23 protein-coding genes and 1 other RNA gene are annotated in these 24244 nt (G+C 61.9%); 9 read left to right on the top strand and 15 right to left on the bottom strand.

All coding sequences use genetic code 11. The annotated features are described in order from the left end of the window. Positions 1 to 51: 51 nt before the first annotated feature. The 7 genes from gspI to EP837_RS12035 form a co-directional block, all read right to left on the bottom strand. Complete coding sequence (gene gspI / locus EP837_RS12065; protein WP_156518489.1) at positions 52 to 441, bottom strand: type II secretion system minor pseudopilin GspI; 390 nt, start codon at positions 439 to 441, stop codon at positions 52 to 54. Further along, positions 434 to 889, bottom strand: a complete 456-nt coding sequence (locus tag EP837_RS12060; protein WP_257784375.1) for a GspH/FimT family pseudopilin — start codon at positions 887 to 889, stop codon at positions 434 to 436. Before EP837_RS12060 ends, gspI begins: the two co-directional genes overlap by 8 nt. 25 nt (positions 890 to 914) lie before the next feature. After that, positions 915 to 1493: a type II secretion system major pseudopilin GspG gene (gene gspG, locus EP837_RS12055; RefSeq protein ID WP_335675690.1), complete on the bottom strand. Its 579-nt coding sequence runs from the start codon at positions 1491 to 1493 to the stop codon at positions 915 to 917. A 9-nt stretch (positions 1494 to 1502) separates the two neighbouring features. Next, complete coding sequence (gspF, locus tag EP837_RS12050; RefSeq protein ID WP_066527873.1) at positions 1503 to 2720, bottom strand: type II secretion system inner membrane protein GspF; 1218 nt, start codon at positions 2718 to 2720, stop codon at positions 1503 to 1505. Next, positions 2713 to 4257, bottom strand: a complete 1545-nt coding sequence (gene gspE / locus EP837_RS12045) for a type II secretion system ATPase GspE (protein WP_269465830.1) — start codon at positions 4255 to 4257, stop codon at positions 2713 to 2715. Before gspE ends, gspF begins: the two co-directional genes overlap by 8 nt. A 69-nt stretch (positions 4258 to 4326) precedes the next feature. Next, positions 4327 to 6504, bottom strand: coding sequence for a type II secretion system secretin GspD (gspD, locus tag EP837_RS12040; RefSeq protein WP_066527867.1), 2178 nt, complete (start codon positions 6502 to 6504; stop codon positions 4327 to 4329). Continuing rightward, positions 6501 to 7325 carry a type II secretion system protein N gene (locus tag EP837_RS12035; RefSeq protein WP_066527864.1) on the bottom strand — a complete coding sequence of 275 codons (825 nt, stop codon included), beginning with the start codon at positions 7323 to 7325 and terminating at the stop codon, positions 6501 to 6503. Before EP837_RS12035 ends, gspD begins: the two co-directional genes overlap by 4 nt. Before the next feature lie 166 nt (positions 7326 to 7491). Between EP837_RS12035 and EP837_RS12030 the strand changes: the two genes are divergently transcribed. Beyond that, on the top strand, positions 7492 to 8139 hold the full coding sequence (locus tag EP837_RS12030) for a prolyl hydroxylase family protein (RefSeq protein ID WP_066527861.1): 648 nt from the start codon (positions 7492 to 7494) through the stop codon (positions 8137 to 8139). Between the two features lie 3 nt (positions 8140 to 8142). On the opposite strand, the gene EP837_RS12025 is transcribed toward EP837_RS12030, so the two are convergent. From EP837_RS12025 to EP837_RS12010, 4 genes are all read right to left on the bottom strand, one after another. After that, positions 8143 to 9609 carry a CYTH and CHAD domain-containing protein gene (locus tag EP837_RS12025; RefSeq protein WP_066529356.1) on the bottom strand — a complete coding sequence of 489 codons (1467 nt, stop codon included), beginning with the start codon at positions 9607 to 9609 and terminating at the stop codon, positions 8143 to 8145. Between the two features lie 577 nt (positions 9610 to 10186). Beyond that, positions 10187 to 10531: a transfer-messenger RNA gene (gene ssrA / locus EP837_RS12020) on the bottom strand. A gap of 5 nt (positions 10532 to 10536) precedes the next feature. Further along, positions 10537 to 11049, bottom strand: a complete 513-nt coding sequence (locus tag EP837_RS12015) for a hemerythrin domain-containing protein (protein ID WP_066527859.1) — start codon at positions 11047 to 11049, stop codon at positions 10537 to 10539. 68 nt (positions 11050 to 11117) lie between these two features. Further along, entirely contained in the window at positions 11118 to 11519 is a 402-nt protein-coding gene (locus EP837_RS12010) for a DUF6766 family protein (protein WP_066527855.1), read from the bottom strand. A 116-nt stretch (positions 11520 to 11635) separates the two neighbouring features. Here EP837_RS12010 and EP837_RS12005 point away from each other — a divergent pair, with 116 nt between their 5' ends. The 5 genes from EP837_RS12005 to EP837_RS11985 all read left to right on the top strand — a co-directional run bounded on the left by EP837_RS12005 (position 11636) and on the right by EP837_RS11985 (position 15751). Continuing rightward, on the top strand, positions 11636 to 12226 hold the full coding sequence (locus tag EP837_RS12005) for an anthranilate synthase component II (protein WP_066527853.1): 591 nt from the start codon (positions 11636 to 11638) through the stop codon (positions 12224 to 12226). 96 nt (positions 12227 to 12322) lie between these two features. Beyond that, positions 12323 to 13315 carry an anthranilate phosphoribosyltransferase gene (gene trpD, locus EP837_RS12000; RefSeq protein WP_066529354.1) on the top strand — a complete coding sequence of 331 codons (993 nt, stop codon included), beginning with the start codon at positions 12323 to 12325 and terminating at the stop codon, positions 13313 to 13315. Continuing rightward, positions 13312 to 14103, top strand: coding sequence for an indole-3-glycerol phosphate synthase TrpC (trpC, locus tag EP837_RS11995; protein ID WP_066527851.1), 792 nt, complete (start codon positions 13312 to 13314; stop codon positions 14101 to 14103). The genes trpD and trpC overlap by 4 nt, the downstream gene beginning before the upstream one ends. After that, on the top strand, positions 14100 to 14570 hold the full coding sequence (moaC, locus tag EP837_RS11990) for a cyclic pyranopterin monophosphate synthase MoaC (RefSeq protein WP_066527850.1): 471 nt from the start codon (positions 14100 to 14102) through the stop codon (positions 14568 to 14570). Before trpC ends, moaC begins: the two co-directional genes overlap by 4 nt. Further along, on the top strand, positions 14567 to 15751 hold the full coding sequence (locus tag EP837_RS11985) for a molybdopterin molybdotransferase MoeA (RefSeq protein ID WP_066527849.1): 1185 nt from the start codon (positions 14567 to 14569) through the stop codon (positions 15749 to 15751). Before moaC ends, EP837_RS11985 begins: the two co-directional genes overlap by 4 nt. 49 nt (positions 15752 to 15800) lie before the next feature. On the opposite strand, the gene EP837_RS21340 is transcribed toward EP837_RS11985, so the two are convergent. Continuing rightward, positions 15801 to 15956 (bottom strand): hypothetical protein, encoded by a 156-nt coding sequence (locus EP837_RS21340; protein WP_197486277.1) that lies wholly within the window; start codon positions 15954 to 15956, stop codon positions 15801 to 15803. A 152-nt stretch (positions 15957 to 16108) separates the two neighbouring features. On the opposite strand from EP837_RS21340, the gene lexA reads away from it, so the two are divergent. Further along, a complete protein-coding gene (gene lexA, locus EP837_RS11980; protein WP_066527846.1) occupies positions 16109 to 16780 on the top strand; it encodes a transcriptional repressor LexA in 672 nt (223 codons plus the stop codon). Here the strand turns inward: lexA and EP837_RS11975 are convergent. Next, positions 16771 to 18915, bottom strand: coding sequence for a ComEC/Rec2 family competence protein (locus EP837_RS11975; RefSeq protein WP_082919626.1), 2145 nt, complete (start codon positions 18913 to 18915; stop codon positions 16771 to 16773). The two genes, lexA and EP837_RS11975, sit on opposite strands and share 10 nt — an antisense overlap. A gap of 36 nt (positions 18916 to 18951) precedes the next feature. Here EP837_RS11975 and gltX point away from each other — a divergent pair, with 36 nt between their 5' ends. Together gltX and EP837_RS11965 are read left to right on the top strand one after the other, a co-directional pair. After that, positions 18952 to 20415 carry a glutamate--tRNA ligase gene (gltX, locus tag EP837_RS11970; RefSeq protein WP_197486276.1) on the top strand — a complete coding sequence of 488 codons (1464 nt, stop codon included), beginning with the start codon at positions 18952 to 18954 and terminating at the stop codon, positions 20413 to 20415. A 10-nt stretch (positions 20416 to 20425) separates the two neighbouring features. Continuing rightward, positions 20426 to 21712, top strand: a complete 1287-nt coding sequence (locus EP837_RS11965) for a citrate synthase (RefSeq protein ID WP_066529348.1) — start codon at positions 20426 to 20428, stop codon at positions 21710 to 21712. Between the two features lie 64 nt (positions 21713 to 21776). On the opposite strand, the gene EP837_RS11960 is transcribed toward EP837_RS11965, so the two are convergent. Together EP837_RS11960 and EP837_RS11955 are read right to left on the bottom strand one after the other, a co-directional pair. Beyond that, entirely contained in the window at positions 21777 to 23159 is a 1383-nt protein-coding gene (locus EP837_RS11960; protein WP_066527844.1) for a sensor histidine kinase, read from the bottom strand. After that, positions 23159 to 24241 (bottom strand): DUF2336 domain-containing protein, encoded by a 1083-nt coding sequence (locus EP837_RS11955; RefSeq protein ID WP_066529346.1) that lies wholly within the window; start codon positions 24239 to 24241, stop codon positions 23159 to 23161. The genes EP837_RS11960 and EP837_RS11955 overlap by 1 nt, the downstream gene beginning before the upstream one ends. Between the last annotated feature and the right edge of the window lie 3 nt (positions 24242 to 24244).

Genomic DNA, 24244 nt, shown 5'->3' with positions numbered 1-24244 from the left:
CACCACCTTCATCACCTCTGCTCGAAACGAACCAGGGGAGCGGCTGCCCAATCACTGCACCACTCGCACAAAGCTCAGCACAACAGGCGAAGCGCCGCCCTGCCCATCGACGGTCAGATTGACCTGCAACAGCCGCTTGTCGTCCATAGCTCGGACTTCGCGGTTCCAGCGCCAGCGCCGGCCGCCATTATCGACCTCCCCCTGCTCGCTCCCAACCGCGGGCGGAGCGGGATCGGTCTGCGTCTCGACCATCAGGTTTCGTGCGACAATCTGTCCCAGCGCCTTGCTGTCGAGGTCGGCCGCCGTCCGCAGCGTCACGCCCTGCAACCGGACGAGAGCCAATGCCGCCAGGCTGAACACGGCCAACGCGACCAGCATCTCCAGCAAGGTAAAGCCGCTCTCCGCAGCGCGACGACATTGCGGACGAACGCCTTCAGCCACCGACCATGACCTTTCCAGCCATATCGACGGTCACGGCCACCCGCTCCGCCTCGCGCGCCAGCGTCACCGTCATGGCGTCCGTCGGCAGGCCCGTGCCATCAAATCCGATCTGCTGCCGTCCGTCCTTTCCGACCAGCGCGCGCGTGCCCGTCTTCCAATTGGCCGTGACGAATGGCTTGTCTTCCAAAGGAACCCATTGCGCGCCTTCACGGCGCTGAAACCCATAGCCTGAGGCCGAAACCCACACGCCCATCGGACGGGCCGTCACGACCGCTTCGTCGCGCGCGGCGGCAACGCGCGCGGCAAAGCGGTCGGCGTCTTCGATCACGCGCCCGCGCGGGTCCGGCATCGCCAGGATCACCGTAGCGGAAATGAAGCCGATGATCGTCAGCACGACCATCAGCTCGATCAAGGTAAACCCTGCATCCCCGCTTCCGTCCCTATTCAACGAAGCCGGGAAAGAGGAGCGCAGCTCAAAGCTCGCTTGAGTAGATATCGGCATTTTCATTGTCGCCGCCCGGCTGACCGTCCGCGCCTAGAGAGCTGATGTCGAACGCTCCCTTCCGTCCGGGCATCGCATAGCTGTAGGACCTGCCCCACGGATCATTGGGCAGCTTCTTGATGTAACCGCCCCGCCTGTAGCGTTGCGGCTGAGGCAAGGAAGCAGGCGGGCTGATCAGCGCCTGCAGTCCATCGGTCGCAGACGGATAGGTGAGATTGTCGAGCCGATATTGCTCCAGCGCCTGCTCGATGGTGGCGATGTCCGCCTTCGCCTTCTCCACACGCGCCGTGTCCGTCGCCGGAATGACGTTGATCGCCACGATCGTCGCCAGCAGGCCGATGATGACGATGACGACCATCAGTTCGACGAGCGTGAAGCCGCCTTCATGAATCCTCCCCTCCCTTCCAAGGGAGGGGTTGGGGGTGGGTAGCGAGCGGAGCGAGCTTAGCGCCTGTCCAAACTGACGCAGGCGCTGCGTGGCGTACCCACCCGCTGCCTTTTCCTTGAGAGGGAGGGACGTATTTGAGTCACGCTGAAGTCGAAAAACCATAAACACTCCTCAAGCCCCCGTAAGACTCTGCAATTGCAGGATCGGCAGCAGGATGGACAGGATGATCACGGCGACGATTCCGCCCATCAGGATGATGATGACCGGCTCCAGCATCGCAAGAGCCGCTGAGGTGAAGCTGTCAAACTCCCGCTCGAGATATTCGGCCGCCCGCTCCAGCATCGTGTCCAGTCGCCCCGCGCTCTCGCCGCTCGCCGCTAGATAGACGAGCAGCGGCGGAAACACGCCCGCCCGCCGCAAGGCCGCCGATAGACTCCCGCCGCCGCGAATAGCCTCGACAATCTCTTCCGAAGCTTGCCGCAGCACCCGATTGTGGACGGTCTGTGTGGTAAGCGACAGCCCCTCCATCAACGGCAGGCGGCTCGCCACCATGGTGGACAAGGTCCGCGCCATCCGCGCCGCATGCAAATCGCGGATCAATCGTCCCAACAACGGTAGCCGCAGCAACCCGGCGTCAAAGCGATAGCGGAAACTTTCGACCTGCAGCGCCCTCCAGAAGCCAAGCGCCGCGACCCCGATCAGCATCGCCAGCAGCCACCAATAGCCCGCCAGAAAGGCTGAAATTCCCATCACCATCCGTGTCAGCAACGGCAGATCCTGTCCCACCGTATCGAACTGCTCGACCACTTTGGGCACCACGAAGATCATCAGCGCCGCGACCACGCACACCGCAAAAGCGGCAAGCACGCTGGGATAGGCGATCGCCGTCAGCACCTTTGACCGGATGATAGCCTGCCGCTCCATCAGATCGGACAGGCGCTCCATGATCGTCGGCAGGCTCCCCGAGCTTTCACCCGCGGAAATCATCGCGCGGTAAAGTGGAGGAAAACTTTTCGGTTCCGCGCCCAGTGCGTCCGCTAACCGCCGTCCTTCCAGCACGCCCGAATGGACCTTACTGACGATGGCGCGCACATGCGCCTGCTCACTCTGCCGCCCGATCGTGCGCAGGGATTCCTCCAGCGGGCTGACCTGGATCAGCGTGGACAGCTGACGAGTGAACAGCGTCAGTTCCTTGGCCGACAAGCGCGGTGCGCGCAGCGACAGGCCCGCCCGCTCCGCAGCTTTTTCGGCAGCGCCCGGCTCGATCCGCACGATAAACAGCTTGCGCCCGTCCAGCCTGGCGCGGGCGTCATCGATCGTGTCGGCCTTGACCTTGCCTGACCGCTCCTTCCCTGCGGGATCGATGGCGATATAATCGAACTCAGCCATCGGCGATGGTTTCCACCTCCGCCGCGTCGCGCCGCGACACGCGAATGGCTTCTTCCGCCGTGGTCTGCCCATCGCGCACCAGCGCGCGCGCCGCCGACCCCAGATTGGGCGCGTTCAGGAAGGCGTGGCGCGCGATCAGCGATTCGTCACCGCCATCGTTGATCAGGCGACGGATCGTATCGTCCACCCGGATCGCCTCGAACACGCCGATCCGGCCCTTATAACCCGTCCCGTTGCACTCCTCGCAGCCGCGCGCGCGATAGATGATCGTTCCGGGATCGAAACCAAGTAACGCACTCGCCGACTTGTCCGCCTGCACCGGCTCCCGGCAATGCTGGCACAGCCGCCTCACCAGCCGCTGGGCGATTACCGCGCGCAGCGTCGATGCCAGTAGAAATGGCTCCACCCGCATGTCCCGCATCCGCGTGATCGCACCCACCGCGTCATTGGTATGCACAGTGGACAGCACCAGATGCCCCGTCAGCGACGCCTGCACCGCGATCTCCGCCGTCTCACGGTCACGGATTTCACCGACCATCACCACATCGGGGTCCTGCCGCAAGATCGCCCGCAACCCCGCCCCGAAGGTAAGGCCCACCTTGGCATTGACCTGCGTCTGCCCGACACCCTCCACCGCATATTCGACCGGGTCCTCAACGGTCAGGATGTTCCGGGTCCCATCATTCAACTGCCTCAGGCCCGCATAGAGCGTCGTCGTCTTCCCCGACCCGGTCGGCCCGGTGACCAGAATAATCCCGTTCGGTTCTTGCAATCCTTCACGGAAAATTCGATCCGCTGCCCCCGCCATGCCCAGCAGGTCCAGGTTCATGCCCGCATTCTCCTTGTCGAGAATACGCAGCACTACCCGCTCCCCGGCCCTGCTCGGCAAGGTCGATACGCGCACGTCGAGCAGCTTGCCGCCCAGCGTCAGGCCGATACGCCCGTCCTGCGGCACGCGCCGCTCGGCAATGTCGAGCCGCGCCATCACCTTGATGCGGCTGACGACCACCGGCGCGACATACGGCGGCATGCGCAGCGTCTCCCGCAGCACGCCGTCAATCCGCATCCGCACGACCAATCCGGTCTCATAAGGCTCGATATGAATGTCCGAGACCCCCTGCCGGGCCGCCTCCGCAATGATGCCGTTGATCAGCCGGATCGCTGGAGCATCGTCCGCGCTGTCGAGCAGGTCATCCGCCGTCGGAATGTCGGCAGCCAGAATGTCCAGCTCGTCCGCACCCACATCAAGCGACCCCGCCATGGCCGCCGCGCTACCCTCCATCGCATAATGATCGGACAGATGCCTGTCGAACTGCACGCCATCGACAAACCGGACGTCAAAACTGCGCGCAAGATGCCTCCGCACCTCCAGCAACACACGCGGATCACTCCCCTCGCGCACAGCGATAGTCAACCGCTCGCCGTCCAGCGGCAGCATGACGACGCCATGCCTGCGCGCGAAGACATAGGGAATATCCACGGCGCGCGGGGCATAGTGCGGCGTGATCTCGGAATGATCGGACGCGGGTTGGCTCACCCTATCCTCCACTCGGACGGGACTTGTTGAAACCAGAGAAGCCCAGGGCAAACGGAGGTCGAGAAAGGATCACCGCTCCCTCCCACTAATCGGCGCACCCACCGGCCGCGCCACGCTGCTTGACTGGCGTGAGGTGGGCTCGATCACCTCTGCCGCAGGCTGCACCACCGCGTCGCCCGGCTGTGGCGCAGCGGCAGGCGGCTCTGCCCCCATATAGTCGCGCACCAACTCGTCGATGCTCGGCTCTACATCCGGATTGCGCCGCAACTGCATACCGCGAACATAGCCATAGCGCTGCTGCGTCAGACGCTGCGCATCCTCCTTGGACCGCAGGATGGTCGGCCGGATGAAGACCATCAAATTCGTCTTGGTCCGGCTCTTCGAACGCGATTTGAACAGTTCGCCAAGACCCGGGATGTCGGACAGCAGCGGAATGCGCTCGATCGTCTTGCGCTCATTGTCATCCAGCAGACCGCCCAGCGCCAATATCTCGCCATCATCGACCGTCACGGTCGTCTCGATCTCGCGCTTGTTTATGATGAGGTCGCTGTTGTTGTTGCTGACAGGCCCCGCAACGCTGGATACTTCCTGCCTGAGGAACAGCTTGATCGCGCCGCCGGTATTGATTTGCGGCTTCACCTCTAGCTTGATGCCCACATCCTGCCGCTGAACGGTGCGGAACTGATTATCGAAATTCTGGCTCAGCGCTTCGCCAGTTGTGATCGGCACCTGCTGCCCCACCAGGATCGACGCCTTTTGATTATCCAACGTCATCACCGAAGGGGTGGACAGAATATTGCTGTCGGTGTCGGACCTCACCGCGTTGATAATCGCGCCGAAAATCCCGTTGCGGCCGATCTGCGTCGCAACTCCGCCGAAACCGCCGGTCGCGTTCATAAGGCTATCGACAGCTGCCTGCTGCAATGTGCTGGCCAAATTGCTATTTTCAGTCGTGGTCGTGGTCGTGGTCACCCCGCCGTTGACGACCGTCGTCGTAGTCTTGCCAAGTTCGTTCGCCCCAATCGCCCCCGCCAGCGTCAACAGATTGGGCGAGGCGTTGGAATAGTTGGTGGCGGCAAACCCCGTCTTGGTGCTGCCGATCAGGAACTGGACGCCCAGCTTCTTGGCAGCGGCATCGCTGATTTCCACGATGATCGCCTCGACTAGAACCTGCTCGCGCCGCGTATCGAGCTGGCGGATTGTTTCGCCCAACATGCGCTGCACGTCGCTGTTTGCCGCCACGATGATCGCATTCGCGCCTTCATAGCGAGTGACGATCGCTGGCCCCCGCGTCGAAATGCCACTGCCCGACGGCCCATTCGACACCATAGCAGCAGGCGCCGCAGGAGGGGGAGCCGCTCCGTTTCCCGCGGCCGGGATTGACGAGGCCACCGTTGAATTGCTGGATTGCCCGACCAGTTGTTGCAGCACAGGAAGCAGCTTTTCTGCATCGGCATGTTCCAGCCAATAGACGCGGATCTCAGTCCCGCTTGCCGCCTGCCTGTCCAGGTCGCGCGCCATCTGCGCCAGCCGCGCCACCGTTCCGGCATCGCCCCGGATCGCGACAGAGTTGCTGCTGTCGATCGGCACGATCGTCGCGGCACGCTGCGCGCCTTCTCCGCCGCTTTGCACCAAAGCCTGGAGCGATGTCGCAATCTCACGCGCCCCAGCATTACGCAGCATTACCGTCTGGGTCGCCGCTGTGTCGCGGTCGATCCTGGCGAGAACCTGCCGGATACGCCCGATATTGTCGGCATAGTCAGCCACCACCACGCTGTTCCCGGCGCGGTTGGCGGTTACTGATCCGTCCTTACTCACCAACGGCCGTAGCGTCTCGAGTGCGCTCGCCGCGTCGATGGAGCGCAGGCGGAACACCTCGGTCACAAATTGATTGCGGTTGGTCGCTCGTCCCACCACGCTGGGTTGTCCCGCGGCGCCATCAGCGGGCTGAATACGATAGGCTCCGCCCGGCGCTGGCACGGCGACAAGGCCGTTCGCGCGCAGCGTGGACAGGAAAATTTCGAAATATTCGGATCGAGATAGCGGCCGGTCTGTCACAACCGATACCTTTCCCTGCACGCGATTGTCGATGATGAAGGTCCGCCCCGTCACTCGCGCAGCATCCTGAATGAAGGCGCGAATATCCGCGTCCCGCACGTTCAGCGTCTGCTGCGCCAATAGCGGCGAAGCGATCGGCGCCGCTAGAGCAAGGGCCATGGAAGCGGAAAGGAGCAATTTTCTGGTCATTGGCCTTGCAGGGTAAGATTGATCGTCGAAAGATTTGCACCACGCTCGACCGTCAGGGAAATTCGTGCGCCCGGCATGATCTTCCCTTGCAGCGCCTGGAGATCGCTTGGCGATCCCACCGGTTGGCCATCGACCTGGGTAATGATATCCCCAGACTGAAAGCCTGCGTTCTGAAATGCCGGTCCGCGGGCGGTCAAGATAAGTCCCGTGATGCGACCATTCTGCATCCGCGGCGCAAAGCCGATGTCGCGCTTAAGGGCATCGGCGGTGGGATTGTCCATGCCGGGAATGGCAAGCGGCGCTCCGCCGTCGCCCGGAGCGGCCGAGGCGGATGCGGGCTGGGACTGATCGAGGAAGACCTGCTCCTCCGCGCCGCCTCGGTCTATCGTGATATGGTCGAACGCCACTGCCTTCAGCACGACGCCAGGCATTATCTCCTCACCCACGGCGAAGCTGTTCTGCACACCATCCGGGCCCGCCACAATCGCCGATCCTAGCCCTGATCCCTCATTTAACCGGATGCCATAGACCGTCAGCGCGAGCGAAGTAACGACGCCGCCGCCTGCCGCCTGCTGCGTACCGGCCCGGTAAAAAGGATCGAAGCCGGAGAATAAGCTTTGCCGCGTGGCCATGGAGGGAAACTGCGCCTGCCGCCCTTCCCAAGGCCCAAAGCTGCCTACCGGTGTGAGCACCGCCCACAGCAATCGCGCGCACTGCAGGGCAAGCAGGCCGAGCAGCAGCTTCTCGACAACACGCAGCCAATCGATGGGCGCCAGCCGGTTGCCAAAGCTCTGAATATTGTCGCGAAACGGCACGCGCATGAACCTGGTAGTCCCCCTTAATACCGGCGCCTGCTAGGAAACTGTTTTTACTGCTGGATGACAGATATGTGGCCTATCCATGACAGCGGCAATTCGCAAGCGACGACGCTTGCAATTCGAGCGTCGAGCGATAGCAAGAGGACGACTTTTCGCCTCGGGGCCCATTATGTCACACCGACCCATCCCTCAGGGGGCCGATGCCGACCCCGCCTGGATCGCTGCCCATCCCCAAATTCAACGCGTGCCTAGCCGTGATCTGACGCTGTTCATCCGGCGCAACTTCCTCAGCCCGGAAGAATGCGCGGGCTTGATCGATCGCATTGAAGCGAGCCGTCGCCCCTCGACCATCGCAGACACCAATGGCGACACGGGATTTCGCACCAGCGAAACCTGTGATCTGGATCGCGCCGACCACTTCATCGCCGCCATCGACGAAAAGCTCGCAGCTTTCGCCGGTATCGATCCTGTTTATGGAGAGCCGATCCAGGGGCAATGTTATGCCGTTGGTCAGGAATTCAAAGCTCATACAGACTATTTCGAGCCCTGCGGCATCGACTTCGAACGCTATTGCGCGGTGGCGGGCAACCGCACTTGGACGCTGATGATCTATCTCAACCAACCTGCGGCCGGCGGTGCCACGCGCTTCGTCAAAATCGGCAAGACGGTTCAGCCTGAAACCGGCAAGCTGCTCGCCTGGAATAATCGCCTGGAGCCCGGCAAATATAATGGAGCCAGTCTGCATCACGGCATGAAGGTGCGCAGCGGCGTCAAGCACATCATCACCAAATGGTATCGCGAGCGCCGCTGGGCCTGATGGTCAGCACCAAAAAGGCTTGGCGTCCGCCAGTTCCTCATGAGCGCCTGCCGCAACGGCAATCAGCTTCTTTTTGCTCCCGCCGCCTTTCACCGCGCCAGGATCGCCCGACAGGCCGTGTTTCGACAAGAGACCGGCTGTGCTGACCAGATCGTTAAGTGCGCCCAAATCATCCTGCAGCACTTCCAACGCCTCGATATAGCGGCCATGCCACCGCCGCTCTTTTTTCGTGCCGATGAAAAGACCGGCGAAAAACTCCGAGGCATAACGTAGCTTCTTTGCCTTCTTGCGGACTTCGTGACGCCGCTCATCGTCCAGCTTCGTCATCCTGCGGCCATGTCTCACTACCCAGCGATGGAAACGCTGCAACTGGCGAGCCGCAAACAGCTCCGCCGGCTCATCGCGCAGCCGCTCGGCGTCGGGAGCCACCTTTCCGGCGCCTAGTGTCAGCCACTCGACAATATCGATCATCATGCCGCACACACGCTGCGATTCCAGTGCATCGATCACCTTGGCATGTGCCACCCTCCGCGCCGCATCGATACGGTCCTGCAGTTCTCCTGGCTCCGTTCGATCCACCAGCACATCCAGGTCCCGCGCCTCGCCCAGCAGCTTCGCAAGCCAGCGCAACTCAGCTTGGAACCGTGAAACGTCCGCCTCGGCCAGCATCGGCTTGAACAGCGTTAGCGCCGATCGCAGCCGCCGCACAGCGACCCTCGCTTGATGCAGCGCCAGCGGCTCATAATGGTCGAGCAACAATCCTTCGTTCAACCGATAATGCCGCACACAGGCGCGGACGATAGTTTGGAAAGCCTCTTCCGCCCGGTTGCCCGTCTTCAGGCTAACCGGCTCCGCCTTGAAAGATGAAGTCGCGTCCGCCAACAGCCGATAGCCGCGTTCGGACTTGGCGGCGACGCCTAGCCGAACCGGCACCAGCGCCTCTATCTGCCGCGCCAGCGAGAAGAGCGCGGCAGGCCCGCCCGCCTTGCTTTCCAACTCGATCTCGCAAATCGGCGCTTGCCGTTCGCCAGCGCTTACCATGCCTATGTCAAGCACCAATTCGATTTCCGTTTGACCTTCAGCAATCAACCAAGTCCGCCGCTCGACGTCCACATGGAACGCAGGCGCGATCATGTCCGCCGCTTCGCCCAGCGCTGCCGCTATCGGCGTTCGCGTGTCTATGACCGGCTCATCCTGCGCGACCGGCATTTCCCACTCAGCTCGCGCAAACAGCCCACCCCCGCCCTGCCCATCATCAGCCTTCACGGTCTGAATGCGCTCATTCCCCGACCGGCGGATACGCAACGTATAGCCCTTGGCCTTAAGTTGCCGGTCAGGCGTATCAAAATAGACGGCCTGCAGTTCGGCCCGGGCTCCCTCGTCAGGCAAGAGCCCGGATCGCTCGAACGCCTCGATCGCCTTTGACGGCAGTTCCAGTTTCAGCTCAACTTCCTGCTTCACGTTGGCCATCTCCGCCTGCCGGCCCGACGCTTTACCACAGGGCAGACGGGTGAGCGAATCCCCACGCAGAAGCCCTGCACGTGCAGACCGAAACTTCATCAACAGCCAAGCCGATCATAATGCGACGGTCAAAGACGCAGCAGCCCGCCATGAAACCGGCAGTGAAACGGTTTATCTTAGCCATTTCGTCTCTGCCTCAGGCTGCTGCCCGTTTGTGATAGGATACTGAGCGAAGGGGATTCTTTAATCGGACAACGCTCCCTGTCGCCATCGAATGCCGCAGCTAGGCACGCCATATGACTGGGACGTTTGGATTTGATGAACGCACAATGACTAGACGGCAGATGAAGACTAGGCGCCATAACCACTACGTCCCCGTCCCCGGCGCTCCCATAGCCAATGCCAAGCCATAAGCTGCAAATTGAATATCTTAGACCGTTTTCCTTGCTCGAGCTGTCACAGCCTCACGGCGTTCTTTAGCAGGCAGCATGAGCGAGCAAACCGGCCAGCTTCAGAAGAAGCTTCGAACAAATTTTTATACAAAAAGGTCCGGAGGATTCTGTTGCCCGGCTCCTCCGGAAGCCGCTGAATTCCCTTCTGTTGCCCGGTGGGTTCAACCGCGTTCTTTTTGAGTAATGTCCGGCCGCGAGGCCATCAATTACGCAGCAAGAGCAAGAGCCTCGTTATCGTTGGCACTTGTGAGTTTTGAACCTTTTTACGGCGTACTCAGGCCGAGTGAAAGCAATCGCTTTTCAACACACGTCGATCCTAGTTCGGCCCCGTCAGACGCCCCGCCTAGCGGGACATGTGGTGGAGCCGCCGGGTACTGCCCCCGGGTCCGCTGCGCCTATTGCACGATACGATTTATCACCATAGCCGGGCGAACCCGGCACCGACGCATATGGGATAATGCGCCGGCTTTTTCAACCTCTCGGGTCAAGCAGCCACCAGATGAACCGCCTTGGGCTTCGCAACCGGTAGTCCGCCAGCCGCGGCTTGCGCCATCAACTCCTGTTTGCGGGCCAACATTCGGTCCCTTAGTGCCACTAGATCGACATCGGTCTTACGGCACTGCGCGAACATGCCGTCGGACTGACGTTCTTCTTCCTTCACATGGTGCTTGATCTCTTCGGACAGGACCCTGACCTTGGCATCGTAAAAATCATCCTCAGGCGATCCACCCTCGATGTCGTTCACCAGTACCTTGGCGCCATCATGTTCGACATAAGCTTCATCCAGCGTATCATCCTCTATTTTGCCGCGGAAGGCTGGGTAGAAAATCTCTTCCTCGATCATCGTATGGATCTTAAGTTCAACGCAGATTTGATGCGCAATATCCCGCTTGCGGTTTGCCGCCTTGGCTTTCTCGAACTGCTCGAACAGATCTTCCACCTTACGATGGTCGGCTTTCAGCAAGGCGATCGCGTCAGTAAACTCGGCTTTGGCCATTTCCGTCCTCCTCACGAACAACTATGATCAAGAAGCGGCTGACGAGCGTGTCGGTTCCCCAGGCTCCATCATTCATAGCCCAGGTCATGACCATGAGGCTTGGCATGGCCGCCTGCGCGCAGATAGCGATCGTCGATTTTCCGGATCAGCCGCTCGGCATCGTCTCCTCCAGCCATCTTCAACAGCTCGTCGATCTTGGCTTCCATCCGATCGTCATTTTCCTTTGAAGCTGGCGATCCGACGTAAAGAAAATAGGCGAGGCCCACGACCTGCCAGATGAGTTGCAGAAATTCGGACTGCCAATTCTCGAACGTGTCGCGCCCCATCTCAACCAAGTAGGAAGCCAGCTCCGGCACCTGTCTATGCGTCTGTGCTTCATCGACATAGGCCCACCAGCCAAACAGCCAATGCAATCCAATCGACACCAGGAAAAACAGGGCCGTGATCCAGCCATAGGCATAGCGCTTCATCGCATCTGTCTCCGTTCATTACGGGTGGACAACGCAACAGCATCGCGCAGGTTCAAGGAAGCTGCGCGCCGATTCCCATTGGCCGAGCGCACTTGGCGCACTATAGCCTTCCTCCCATGATCCTCGTCATCGACAATTACGACAGCTTCACCTGGAACCTCGTCCATTATCTGATGGAGTTGGGGGCAGAAGTCGAAGTGGTCCGCAACGACGCCATCTCCGCAGGCCAGGCGCTTTCCAGCGGGGCGAGCGCTTTCCTGCTCTCGCCCGGTCCTTGTACGCCGAATGAGGCGGGCGTCAGCCTCGATCTCGTCGCAGCCTGCGCCGACGCCGGCGCGCCTTTGCTGGGCGTATGCCTAGGTCACCAAGCCATCGGCCAGCATTTCGGCGGCCAGGTCGTACGCGGCGGTCTCATGCACGGGAAAACCTCCCCCGTCACTCATGATGGTACGGGCCTGTTCAAAGATATCCCCTCACCCTTCACCGCAACCCGCTACCACTCACTCATCGTTGAGGACATCCCGCAAAGCCTGGTGGTTAACGCCAGCAGTGAGGATGGATCGGTCATGGCCTTTCGTCACCAAAGCCTGCCCATCCACTCGGTTCAGTTCCACCCGGAAAGCATCGCCACGGAATATGGACATGAGATGCTGGCCAACTTCATGCGCATCGCCGGCATTCCCGTCCGCCAGCGCGCCGCCGCCTGACTCTCCGCAGCTTTGCAGCCAGGCGCTTTCCTTCGGTGGGGCTGAAGCTGTCGAATCCCTCGACTCAAGCCCGGCAGAATGATTAAGGCACAAGCGATGACCCGCCTGCCCGATCCGACGACGCCGCTGAGCGCAGCCGAAGCCGCCCACGCCTTCGACCTGCTGTTCGACGCTGACCTGCCAGAAGCGGAGATCGCCGACTTCTTGGTGGCAATGGCGCAGCGAGGCGAAAGCGCAATCGAGATAGCCGCCGCCGCCCGAGCCATGCGCGCTCGGATGATCCCGGTCTCCGCCCCCGCTGGCGCGATCGACGTGTGCGGAACAGGCGGAGACGGCCACCACACGCTCAATGTCTCCACAGCCGTATCGCTGGTTGTTGCAGCCGCGGGCATCCCCGTAGCCAAGCATGGCAACCGCGCGGCTTCCTCGAAGGCGGGCGCAGCCGACACGCTGGAAGCGCTCGGCCTCAACCTCGACCGCGCCGCCGAGACCGCAGAAGAAACCCTCGCAGACCTCGGCATCTGCTTCTTATTCGCTCAAAAGCATCATCCGGCGCTCAAGCGTTTCGGGCCGATCCGCAAGGCTATCGGTCAGCGCACTATCTTCAACCTCATGGGTCCGCTCGCCAATCCTGCAGGCGTACGTCGCCAACTGGTCGGCATCGCCCGGCCCGCATATGTGCCCATCTATGCCGAAGCGCTCGCCGATCTGGGCGTCGATCGGGCGATGATCGTATCGGGCGACGAAGGACTGGACGAACTGTCTCTCGCCGGTGGAAATGACGTTGCCGAAGTGACGGCCCAAGGTATCATCGCGATGCGCCGTCTAGTTTCCGCCGACGCTGGCCTCCCCACTCACCCCGTCGAAGCCATCCGAGGCGGCGATCCCATTCACAATGCCGCCGCCCTTCGCGCAATGCTTCAAGGAGAAGAAGGCCCCTATCGCGACGCGGTACTGATGAACGCAGCCGCCGCCCTCATGGTGGCTGACGCCGTGACCGATCTGCGTGAAGGCGTCGAAGAAGCGGCCGAAACCATCGATCGCGGGCTTGCCAACGCGCTGCTCAATTGCTGGATTGCCTATAAATGACCAACAAGCTCATCGAAATTTGCGACACGAAGCGCAAGGACGTGGCCCGACGCAAAGCTGCGATCACCGTCTCGACCCTGCACGCCCGCGCCGCCGAACAAACGCCCCCGCGCGGCTTTCGTCATGCGCTGGACAGCGCCGCCCGCTCGGGCTTCGGCCTTATCGCGGAGGTCAAGAAGGCGAGCCCTTCTAAGGGCCTGATCCGGGAAAATTTCGATCCTCCGGCCCATGCTCAAGCTTATGCCGCCGCTGGCGCAGCTTGCCTTTCGGTCCTCACCGACGAACCTTATTTCCAGGGCCATGATGATTATCTCATGGCGGCCCGGTCCGCCTGCTCGCTGCCGGTGTTGCGCAAGGATTTCATGGTCGATCCCTGGCAGGTGCTGGAAAGCCGGTCGCTCGGCGCAGACGCCATCCTCATCATCGTTGCCGGGCTTGACGACGGACAGATGGCCGAAATCGAGGACGCCGCGTTGGGCCTTGGCATGGACGCCCTCATCGAAGTGCACGACGCCCATGAATTGGAGCGCGCGCTCAATCTTCGTTCCCGCCTCATCGGCGTCAACAATCGTGACCTGCGCGACTTCAGCGTAGATTTCGCCCGCACCTATGAGTTGGTCGGCCAAGCACCCGAAGGCTGCACTTTTGTCGCCGAAAGCGGCCTTGGCAGCCATGCCGATCTGGTCGCCATGTCCGAACATGGCGTCCGCTGCTTCCTCGTCGGCGAAAGCCTGATGCGTCAGCCCGACGTCGAAGCCGCGACGCGCGCTCTCCTTACCGGCGCATGAGCAACCTTACCCATCTCGACGAAGATGGCTCGGCCCGGATGGTCGATGTCTCGGCCAAGGCTGTGACAGCCCGCGAAGCCGTTGCTACTGGCCATATCCGAATGACCGAGGACGCCGCCGCCGCGATTGCCCAGGGGTTGGTCAAGAAAGGGGACGTCCTCGCCGTTGCGCGCGTTGCCGGGATCATGGCGGCTAAGCGGACCGCCGACCTCATTCCGCTCTGCCACCCCATCGCGCTGACCTCCGTCAGCATCGACTTCACACTTGAAGCCGCCGGGGTCACTGTATCCGCGACTGCCCGAACGGCCGGACAGACGGGTGTAGAAATGGAAGCGCTCACCGCCACTTCGGTAGCGCTGCTCACCATCTACGACATGGCCAAGGCGCTGGATAAAGGCATGGTCATCGGCGACGTGCGCCTTCTCGCCAAATCCGGCGGCAAGTCGGGCGACTGGCGCGCGGCATGAGCCTGCTGCCGGTCGCGGAGGCCCAGGCCCGGCTGCTTGCCCTCGGTCCCCGCCTCCCCGCCGAGGAGCTACCCGTCTCAGCCTGTGCTGGTCGCTGGCTCGCTCGAAATATCCTTTCCTTGCGGGATCAGCCTTGGGCAGACCTCTCCGCGATGGACGGCTACGCGATCCGCGCCGCCGAATGGCCCGGCCCCTGGCGCGTCACAGCCGAAAGCACGGCTGGCGGTGCCCTTCCGCCGTCCCTGGCGCCCGGCGAAAGCTGCCGCATCTTTACCGGCGCACCATTGCCGCCAGGCGCCGACACCATCCTCATTCAGGAAGATGCTGACCTCTCGAACGGCCTCGTCCACCCCCGCGGCCCAGCCCTCCCCAGAGGCCGTAATGTCCGGCCTGCCGCCTCGGATTTCCGCAATAACCAATTGCTGCTAAACTCAGGTGCAGCTCTCGGCCCGGCGCAGATCGCCCTGGCCGTCCTGGCGGGCCACGGCGCGCTCCCGGTCGGCACTCGCCCTCGGATCGCTCTCCTATCCACCGGCAATGAACTGGTCCCGCCAGGAGCGCCTACGCCGCCGGGCCACCTGCCCTGCTCCAACGCTCCCATGCTTGCCGCGATGCTCGGCGCTCTGAGTTGCAGCATCCTCGACATCGGGATTATCCCCGACGATCTCGATGCCATGACACGGGCGCTGGAGGATGCCAGCCAAGCCGACATCATGGTTTCAACCGGCGGAGCATCCGTCGGGGACCATGATCTTGTCCGTCCCGCGTTCGCAGCAGCGGGCGGCGATCTTGAGTTCTGGAAAATCCGGATGCGGCCAGGAAAACCGCTGATGGCGGGAAGACTGCGCGACGCCATTTTCCTTGGCTTGCCTGGCAATCCGGTCTCGGCGTTCGTCACCGCAACCCTGTTCCTTCTACCGCTCGTCCGGCATATGGCCGGAGCAGCCGATCCGTTGCCCCGCATCGCCAGCGCGACGCTGGCCGCCCCCTTGCCCGCCAGTGGCGAACGGGACGATTATCTTCGCGCCTTTCACACCGACGATGGTATGATTGCAGTCACCTCGCAAGACAGCGCAGCAACCGCCGCCATGGCTCAGGCCGACAGTCTCATCCTTCGGCCTGCGGGCTCACCGCCAGCAGCCGCTGGCGACCAGGTAACCGTTCTCCCGCTCAACTCATGAGAAAGGGGCCGCAAAGCGGCCCCTCCCCCGGATACAAACCGGACGCTGATCAACGCTGCTGCTTGTCGTGACCGCCCTTGTCCTTCTTGCCTTCGCCCATCTGGCCTTGGCGGTTTTCTTGCTGTTGCTGACGGCCGCCTTGACTTGAGCGGTCACCACCCTGTTGGCGGCGCTGGTTGCTGTCCTGGTCGTTTTGGTTCGCCATCTTACTCTCCTATTCACCCTCTTTTGGGAAGGCTGCCAGATAACGGCCAGACGGCAGGTCCGTTCCTTTCGTTACGGTTCGTGCAAGTTGCTTGACTCGCCCCCTTCCGTTTCCTATGCGTTCTCCATCCGTTCCATGGAGGACAAGCAGGCATGCTGACGCCCAAGCAACAGGAATTGCTCAGCTTCATTCAAAACAGGCTGGAGGAAGGCGGCGTATCGCCCTCCTTCGAAGAGATGAAGGAGGCGCTTGACCTGCGGTCTAAATCCGGCATCCACCGGTTAATCAACGCACTGGAAGAACGCGGCTTTATTCGGCGCTTGCCTAACCGCGCTCGCGCGCTCGAAGTGCTCAAGCTTCCAGAAGCGATGCATCGCGCGCCGAAGGGGATCGCCCCGCCGAAGCCACAGCTTGCCGCCAAGCCGCCCCTCGCTGCAAATGATGTGATCGACATACCGCTCCATGGCAGGATCGCCGCGGGTGTTCCGATCGAGGCGCTAGAGGGTCAGAATATGCTATCCGTTCCTGCCGCTTTACTCGGCGCAGGCGATCATTATGCGCTGGAGGTGTCTGGTGACTCCATGATCGAGGCTGGCATCCTTGATGGTGATTTCGCTCTCATTCAACGGACCGAAGTTGCGCGCGAGGGGCAGATCGTCGTCGCCCTTATTGAAGATAGCGATGCGACGCTGAAATATTTCCATCGCCAAGGACCCAAGGTTCGGCTCGACCCTGCCAACAGCGCCTACGAACCGCAGATCTATGATACGCGGCAAGTGCGCATTCAGGGAAAGCTGGCAGGACTGCTGCGCCGCTATAATTGATTTGACGGGCGACGTGCCGGTCGCCTGGAGGGCTGAATGATCCAGGGATGTGTGTCGCCGGGGACTTTTCCGGTCCGCACCTCCCCGTCATCCAGGTCAATGGCAAGCCCGCCTGTCCGCGCCAGCAGCCGCCGGTCCGCCTTCAACCAGCGCGGTCGGCACCAAGGCGGAAGGCGGCGATCCGCGATCACGATGTCAGCACGCGCGCAATCGTGCGCGAGCGTCTCTCGTGGCACCAAATCGCCGGTTCGAGTCACCAGCAGTCGCCACATGCGGCCGCCGCCCGTTAGAGCCACCATGCATAGATCTTTCGAACAACTTGCCTCCGGCAAATCGGCCATGGCAGCCAGAGGCCCTTCATGCCCCGCGCTTTCCGCCATCATGTCGCGGACATAATCACCCGCTCGTTCGCGCAGGATGGCCATGCCGCCCTCTGCGCTTCGCACCGCGACATGACGGCCATCGGCAGTCACCAATATCTCGGGCGGCGAAGTCGTCACTATGACCAGGATCCCTGCAGCAACCGGCGCCAGTCCGATCCATCGCCAGCGACTCCGCCCCAACAGGCAGCAGAGCCCCCCCAGAACCATCATGCCGAACACGACGTTCGGCACCACAGGGGCAGTCGCCACCGCCCACGGACTCGCTGCGACGCTGTGCGCTAGCCACAGCAGTAGATCGATAGCCCGACCAGTTAGCCACCATGCGGGCGCTCCAAATCCCACAAGGTCAAGTAATAAGGCCAGCGCCTCGAATGGCATGACGACAAAAGTGGTCAGGGGAATGGCGATCAGATTAGCAAAAGCGCCCATCATTCCCGCCTTGTGAAAGTGAAAAAGCGCGATCGGGGCCAGCACGAGCTCCACGGCGAACCCGGACAGCAGCAAAACGGCTAGGGAGCGCGCGAGGCGCTTGACCGTCCCTTCATCCCGCTGGGCTGCGAAGGCGCGAAACCGCGGATGCTCGCTCAATGCAACAATCGCGATCACGGCGGCGAAGCTCATCTGAAAACTCGGCCCGGCCAGTGCCTCGGGCCAGAGCAATAGAACCAATAGCGCGCCGGCAGCGATCAGCCGCAGCGTTATCGCTTCGCGGCCAAGCGCGAGCCCTCCCAATACCAGCAGCGCCGCCACACAGGACCGGACCGTCGGCACTTCCGCCCCGGTTAGCAGCGTGTATCCAATGCCCGCCAGCGCGCCGCCGCCCGCAGCGATCAGCATCAACGGCCAATCGAGCGCCGCCCGCCGATTAAGCGCCATGATCCGCATCAGCAGGAAAACGACTGCCCCAATCAGGGCAGTGACATGCAAGCCGCTGATAGACAGTAAATGCGCTAGGCCGCTGCGGCGCATAGCCTCCGCGTCCGCTTCGGTGATCGCACCTTGGTCTCCGGTCGCCAAAGCAGCCGCGATTCCCGCCCCCTCGCCCTCGCCATTCTGCAATATATGCGCAAACAGGCGATTGCGAAGCGGGGGCGCTTCTACCGATGGCTGCAGAACAACAATCGGCTTCAATGCACGTCCGGTGGCTCCAATGCCTTGGAAATAGGCGCGGCGAGCGAAATCATAGCCCCCCGGCAGACTTGCCGGCGCGGGCGGCATTAGGCGCGCCCGGAATCGGATGACGGCTCCCCGTCCAAGCTCCGCAGGAATGTCGGTTGCCGCAATATTCACGCGGATCAGCGCCGGCAGCCCGGACGGATCGATCGGCCTAACCGCCACGCGACTCATTTGCTGCGCTGGCACCACATCGGCAGATATGACCTCCCCCGTCACCTCCATGAAGATGGGCCGGGGCAATGGGGCTGTACCGAAAATGGCCGCTTTTCCCCATATCAGCAGACAGCCCCCGCAAGCGAGCAACCCGCCCAGCACTACCATTTGGCGCAGCCGCGCTCCCAGAGGAAGGAGACAACCCGCACTCGTGATCGCAACCGCGCTACAGCAGAAAGCAAGCCATTCCAGCTTGTTAGGCAGAGAAATCCAGGCGGCTATGCCTATCCCCAGCGCCACCGGAACCCACAATCCCAACTGTTCGCGCTCTGCCTCCAGCCCCTGTTCCAGTCGCGCAAAAAGGGCCTGCACCGCCTGCCCGATATTCCGGCCAACGGAGGTTTGTCGTGGCTCAAAAGCCATGCTAGGGGGCGTCGCGTTCATGAATGAGCAAGGCGGATGTCGGGGAATAAGACGGTGAGTGCAACGGGTTTGAACAAGCAAATCGTGACCCGTTTTGCGCCATCGCCCACGGGCTTCCTTCACATCGGCGGCGCACGCACCGCTTTGTTCAACTGGTTATTCGCCCGACATCACGGCGGCAAGTTCCTGTTGCGGATCGAAGATACCGATCGCGCGCGCTCTACCGACGAAGCCGTGGCAGCAATCTTCGACGGTCTCGAATGGCTCGGCCTTGCCGGCGACGAGCCTGCGGTGTTCCAATTTGAGCGGTCGCAGCGCCATGCCGAAGTCGCCAACCAACTGCTTGCGGGTGGCCATGCCTATCGCTGCTACGCGACGCCCGAAGAGCTTGCCGAATTGCGCGAGCAGCAACGCGCGGCCAAGCAGCCGATGCGCTATGATGGCCGTTGGCGCGATCGTGACCCTTCCGAAGCACCGGCAGGCGCGCCCTTCGTTATCCGGTTGAAGGCACCGCGCGACGGCGAAACGGTGATCGAAGATGCGGTGCAGGGCCGCGTTGTCGTCCAGAATGCGGAGTTGGATGACATGATCCTGCTCCGTTCCGACGGTACGCCTACCTACATGCTGGCCGTTGTAGTCGATGACCAGGACATGGGTGTCACTCATGTGATCCGCGGCGATGATCATCTCAACAATGCCTTCCGCCAGCTTGGCATCATTAAGGCCATGGGTTGGGAAGAGCCGGTTTACGCTCACATCCCTCTTATCCACGGATCGGATGGCGCGAAGCTGTCCAAGCGGCATGGCGCGCTTGGGGTCGATGCCTATCGCGACGAAATGGGCATGCTGCCCGAAGCGGTGCTGAATTATCTGCTACGCCTTGGTTGGGGTTATGGCGACGAAGAGACTATCTCTCGCGATCGCGCGATAGAGCTGTTTGACATTTCCGGGGTCGGTCGGTCGCCTTCCCGTTTCGACATCAAGAAGCTGGAAAATCTCAACGCCTATTATTTGCGTGAAGCGGATGATGCCCGCCTAGCTGCACTGGTAATGCCGCGCGTCGCGCAGCGCCTGGACGTAGCGTTGCCAGAAGGCTCTGAAACGCTTCTAATTAAAGCCATTCCCTCTCTGAAGCCCCGCGCGAAAACCCTTAACGAAATTGCGGAGGGCGCGGAGTTTCTATTCAAAAATTGCCCGCTGGATTTTGACGAGAAGGCCCTTGCTCTGCTAGACGACTCGGCGCGCGAGCTGCTGGGCAAGACAGCCGACGCTCTTGATTCCGTCCAGTCCTGGACAGTCGAAGCGATCGAGGAAGCGATCCGCCGCGTGGCAGAGGAAGCCGGCCTGGGGTTGGGCAAAGTGGCCCAGCCGCTGCGCGCGGCGCTGACCGGTCGCACGGTTTCGCCGGGGATTTTTGATGTCCTTTTCCTTCTTGGAAAAGGCAGGAGCTTGGAGCGGCTTGCCGATGCCAGACAGGTGTCGCCGGCTGATGGCAATTGAGGAGAACGAGATGTCGGACAATAATGCGACTTTGACGGTGGGCGGCGATGCCAAGGATTACGGCATCCTTAGCGGCTCAGTCGGCCCCAAGGTCATCGACGTTCGTAAGCTCTATGCCAACACCGGCATGTTCACCTACGACCCCGGCTTTACTTCCACAGCAAGCTGCGATTCGGGCCTGACTTATATCGATGGCGACGCCGGCATCCTGCTGCACCGCGGCTATCCCATCGATCAGCTCGCTGAGCAGTCGAGCTTTATGGAAGTCAGCTATCTCCTGCTCAACGGCGAACTGCCGTCGAAAAAGGAACTCGAGGATTTCAGCAACACGATCACGCGCCACACCATGGTGCATGAGCAACTGACCACCTTCTACCGCGGTTTCCGTCGTGACGCACATCCGATGGCCATCATGTGCGGCGTCGTCGGTGCTCTGTCGGCCTTCTATCACGACTCGACCGACATCAACGATCCCGAACAGCGCAAGATTGCCAGCCATCGGTTGATCGCCAAGATGCCGACGATTGCGGCAATGGCGTATAAATATTCCGTGGGTCAGCCCTTCGTCTATCCGCGCAACGACCTTAGCTACACCGCCAACTTCCTGAACATGACCTTCTCGGTCCCGGCGGAAGAATATGTGATCGATCCAGTCGTCGTGGACGCGATGGACAAGATTTTCACCCTTCACGCCGATCATGAGCAGAACGCCTCGACCTCGACCGTGCGCCTTGCTGGTTCGTCGGGTGCGAACCCCTTCGCTTGCATCGCAGCGGGCATCGCCTGTCTCTGGGGGCCCGCTCATGGCGGCGCCAATGAAGCCGCGCTAAACATGCTGCGCGAGATCGGCACCGTTGATCGCATTCCCGAATATATCGCCCGCGCTAAAAACAAGGATGATCCGTTCCGCCTGATGGGCTTTGGCCATCGCGTTTACAAAAATTACGATCCGCGCGCGACGGTGATGCAGAAGACCGCGAAAGACGTTCTCGAAAAGTTGGGCGTCAATGATCCGGTGTTCGACGTCGCCAAGGAACTTGAGCAGATCGCCCTCAACGACCCTTACTTCATCGAGAAGAAGCTCTACCCGAATGTCGATTTCTATTCGGGCGTGATCCTTTCGGCCATCGGCTTCCCGACCGAGATGTTCACCGTGCTCTTCGCGCTCGCCCGGACTGTTGGCTGGGTAGCGCAGTGGAACGAAATGATTTCGGACCCAGCGCAGAAGATCGGCCGTCCCCGCCAGCTCTACACCGGCCCCGCGCAGCGCGACTTCATCCCGGTCGAAAAGCGCTAACTCACAGCGCTGGTTATATAAAGAAAAACGGCGCCTAATCGGGCGCCGTTTTTTTGGGGGGGAATTAGGTGCTGGTGGGAAGCGAAAGCGTGAACCGCGCCCCTCCGCCATGCGCTTCATCCACCCGGATGTCACCGCCCATCGCCAAAGCCAATCGCCGCGAGATGTAGAGGCCGAGGCCGCTTCCCCCCGGATCGCTGCGCCCCAATCGCTCGAATTTGTGAAAGATGCGCTCTCGGCTGTCTGCAGGAACGCCTGCGCCTTGGTCCATCACGGCGATCCAAGCCGCCCCATCTCCCCTACCCGTCTCGATACGCACGTCACTGTCCTCGGGCCCGTAACGAACAGCGTTGCCGACCAGGTTCATGAGAATCTGAAGCGCGCGCCTGAACTCCCCGGTCGCGACGGTCGATTGCCCTGGGTCTGGCGCATGAATGCGAATGTTGCGGTCCATCGCCTTCACCACGAAGAGCCCGGCTGCGCGGCGTCCGATGTCGGCCAGGTCCACATCTTCGGTGGCAACGGTGAAGTCCAGTCGATCGATAGCCTGCAAATCCGCCAGATCATCAATCAGCGCCATCAGATGCCGTCCCGCCGCGGCGATATCGGACGCATAGCCTGCATAGTCGGGGCGCAGCGGCCCATCAAATTGGGCATTGATCGAATCGGCGTTGGCAATGATGCGCCCCAATGGCTGGCGTAGCGAACGATCGAGCCGCCGTCCAAATTCCGCTGGATAGATGACGACCGCAGGCGCTGCCGGAACATGTGGCGCGAGGATCGCACGATCCAGCGGAAATGCCTTGCCCCGATAGCCTAGCAACTGCCCGGCAAGATCGAACATCGGAAAGCCGGACAAGCGAAAGCATTGCTCGGATGAGGCCGTCAGCGTAGCGATCTGATCGCGAAAGGCACGCCGTTGCGCAAAGCCCCGCAGAATCGCCAAGTCCCCCTCTTCGTCAGGACGAAGTTCGAAATAACTGGTGAAACGGCTCCCCGGCACCGGCGGGACTTCAGGCAGAGCGCTCTCTGGCCCCGCGCCTTCCAGGACCATCTGAAACCGAAGCTGCGTGTCGATTTGCCAGCTCCAGCCTTCCGCAATTGCAGCGATATCCGCTTCCCGCCTTACCCCGTCCACCGGAAGGACCGCTGCCGGCCGCTCATTCCACTCAATGACGGAAAGCTGCACGCCATCAGCCTCCGGCCGCGCGCGCACCCACATTTCGACGTCGCCCCGTTCGGTAGCGGCGGTGACCGGCCGCGAAACGGTGACGCTCAGCCGCGATGCCAGCCGCGCTATCGCTGCCAGTTGTGGCACAGCCAGCACTGCCCCAACGTCGGAGCCCGCCTCCCGCTGCAAGGCCAGCAAAGGCGCATCCGCGCTCAGCAGCAGCCCGTTGGCCGCCACCGTGGCGCGAATGACCGTCGGATGCGCGGGCATATTCATCAGATGGTGACCTGCCGCAGATGATCGAGTTTGGCGCGGAGCGCGCGGGGTGCGCGCAACGCATTTACCAAACCGTCCGCTTGAGCCTCTGTCAACGCCTGATAACGCTCGGCCTCCAGGATGATCGCTGCGTCAGTGAGCGATGGCCGTACTGGGCGCAGCGCCAGCAGCAGGTGCCGGTAATCCGCATCCGATCCGCCAAGAGAGCGGCACAAAGCGGCAAGCTCCGTCACCGGCCCCATCACCAAGATGTCAGCGACATGCGCACTGTCCATACGCAGCCGCCGCGCTGTGAGCGCTGCGAACAGCAGGAAACGTCTCTGGCCGAGCGCCGCACCCAGCAGCTCTGGCACATCCGCGCGCTCGCCGAGCCGACGCACCAGCCGATCGGCGGCCGCAATCGGCCCGCGCGTCTCATCATGCTCAGCCAGGAGGGCCCAACCCGCTTTCTCAAAGACGGGCAGGATCACGTCCCCCTCGACCAGAGCGGACCGCTGCACCACTGCCATCATGCACGCAGCAGCCGTCCACATCAGTTCGGCAAAATGTTCGGCAGGAAGATCCGGCTGCATCGGCTCGTCCTCCGCACCCGCCGCCAGCCAGCGGCCCTCGGCCACCGCGAGCGCAGCCAGCGCTTCTGTTACCGCGGCATCATTGGTGGGCAGGATGATCTCCGCTTCCGCCTCGTCGAGCCGGTCATCAGGTTGCCCAAACTGACGCAGCAGCAACGTCACCCCGGCGCGCATCTGCATATGGGCGAGCAACGCCGGTCCCAGCAGCGTCGGCTGAGCGCAAATGGTGGGCCAGCAAACAGCCTCCGTCCGTAACCCCAGCAAAGCCATGATCTCTGGCTGTTGGTCCAGTGCGAATCGCAATGCTCGCTCGACCCCAGTGACGCATGCCCCCAGATGCCGGCGCGTCTCCGCCATCAGTGCGTCGTGACGCTCGCGCCCTTCATTAGGGAAGAAAAACGCCAGATCAATGGCATGGCCGATGGGAACGGCGGACATGCCGGCCAGGACGGGAGCCGTGGGCCAACTATCCGCCGATGCCGGTCCAGTAAGGAACGAAAAGGCGCTCATGCG

Source organism: Sphingobium sp. EP60837, assembly GCF_001658005.1.
Classification (GTDB): Bacteria; Pseudomonadota; Alphaproteobacteria; order Sphingomonadales; family Sphingomonadaceae; genus Sphingobium; species Sphingobium tyrosinilyticum.
This window is presented reverse-complemented; position numbering and strand designations above follow the sequence as displayed.

What these genes read in the sequence shown, in the direction of transcription:
- gspG (WP_335675690.1), bottom strand. Translation starts at nt 1,493, where the DNA reads ATGGTTTTTCGACTTCAGCGTGACTCAAATACGTCCCTCCCTCTCAAG.
- gspF (WP_066527873.1), bottom strand. Translation starts at nt 2,720, where the DNA reads ATGGCTGAGTTCGATTATATCGCCATCGATCCCGCAGGGAAGGAGCGG.
- gspD (WP_066527867.1), bottom strand. Translation starts at nt 6,504, where the DNA reads ATGACCAGAAAATTGCTCCTTTCCGCTTCCATGGCCCTTGCTCTAGCG.
- EP837_RS12035 (WP_066527864.1), bottom strand. Translation starts at nt 7,325, where the DNA reads ATGCGCGTGCCGTTTCGCGACAATATTCAGAGCTTTGGCAACCGGCTG.
- EP837_RS12030 (WP_066527861.1), top strand. Translation starts at nt 7,492, where the DNA reads ATGTCACACCGACCCATCCCTCAGGGGGCCGATGCCGACCCCGCCTGG.
- EP837_RS12025 (WP_066529356.1), bottom strand. Translation starts at nt 9,609, where the DNA reads ATGGCCAACGTGAAGCAGGAAGTTGAGCTGAAACTGGAACTGCCGTCA.
- EP837_RS12015 (WP_066527859.1), bottom strand. Translation starts at nt 11,049, where the DNA reads ATGGCCAAAGCCGAGTTTACTGACGCGATCGCCTTGCTGAAAGCCGAC.
- EP837_RS12010 (WP_066527855.1), bottom strand. Translation starts at nt 11,519, where the DNA reads ATGAAGCGCTATGCCTATGGCTGGATCACGGCCCTGTTTTTCCTGGTG.
- EP837_RS12005 (WP_066527853.1), top strand. Translation starts at nt 11,636, where the DNA reads ATGATCCTCGTCATCGACAATTACGACAGCTTCACCTGGAACCTCGTC.
- trpD (WP_066529354.1), top strand. Translation starts at nt 12,323, where the DNA reads ATGACCCGCCTGCCCGATCCGACGACGCCGCTGAGCGCAGCCGAAGCC.
- trpC (WP_066527851.1), top strand. Translation starts at nt 13,312, where the DNA reads ATGACCAACAAGCTCATCGAAATTTGCGACACGAAGCGCAAGGACGTG.
- moaC (WP_066527850.1), top strand. Translation starts at nt 14,100, where the DNA reads ATGAGCAACCTTACCCATCTCGACGAAGATGGCTCGGCCCGGATGGTC.
- EP837_RS11985 (WP_066527849.1), top strand. Translation starts at nt 14,567, where the DNA reads ATGAGCCTGCTGCCGGTCGCGGAGGCCCAGGCCCGGCTGCTTGCCCTC.
- EP837_RS21340 (WP_197486277.1), bottom strand. Translation starts at nt 15,956, where the DNA reads ATGGCGAACCAAAACGACCAGGACAGCAACCAGCGCCGCCAACAGGGT.
- lexA (WP_066527846.1), top strand. Translation starts at nt 16,109, where the DNA reads ATGCTGACGCCCAAGCAACAGGAATTGCTCAGCTTCATTCAAAACAGG.
- EP837_RS11975 (WP_082919626.1), bottom strand. Translation starts at nt 18,915, where the DNA reads ATGGCTTTTGAGCCACGACAAACCTCCGTTGGCCGGAATATCGGGCAG.
- gltX (WP_197486276.1), top strand. Translation starts at nt 18,952, where the DNA reads ATGTCGGGGAATAAGACGGTGAGTGCAACGGGTTTGAACAAGCAAATC.
- EP837_RS11965 (WP_066529348.1), top strand. Translation starts at nt 20,426, where the DNA reads ATGTCGGACAATAATGCGACTTTGACGGTGGGCGGCGATGCCAAGGAT.
- EP837_RS11960 (WP_066527844.1), bottom strand. Translation starts at nt 23,159, where the DNA reads ATGAATATGCCCGCGCATCCGACGGTCATTCGCGCCACGGTGGCGGCC.
- EP837_RS11955 (WP_066529346.1), bottom strand. Translation starts at nt 24,241, where the DNA reads ATGAGCGCCTTTTCGTTCCTTACTGGACCGGCATCGGCGGATAGTTGG.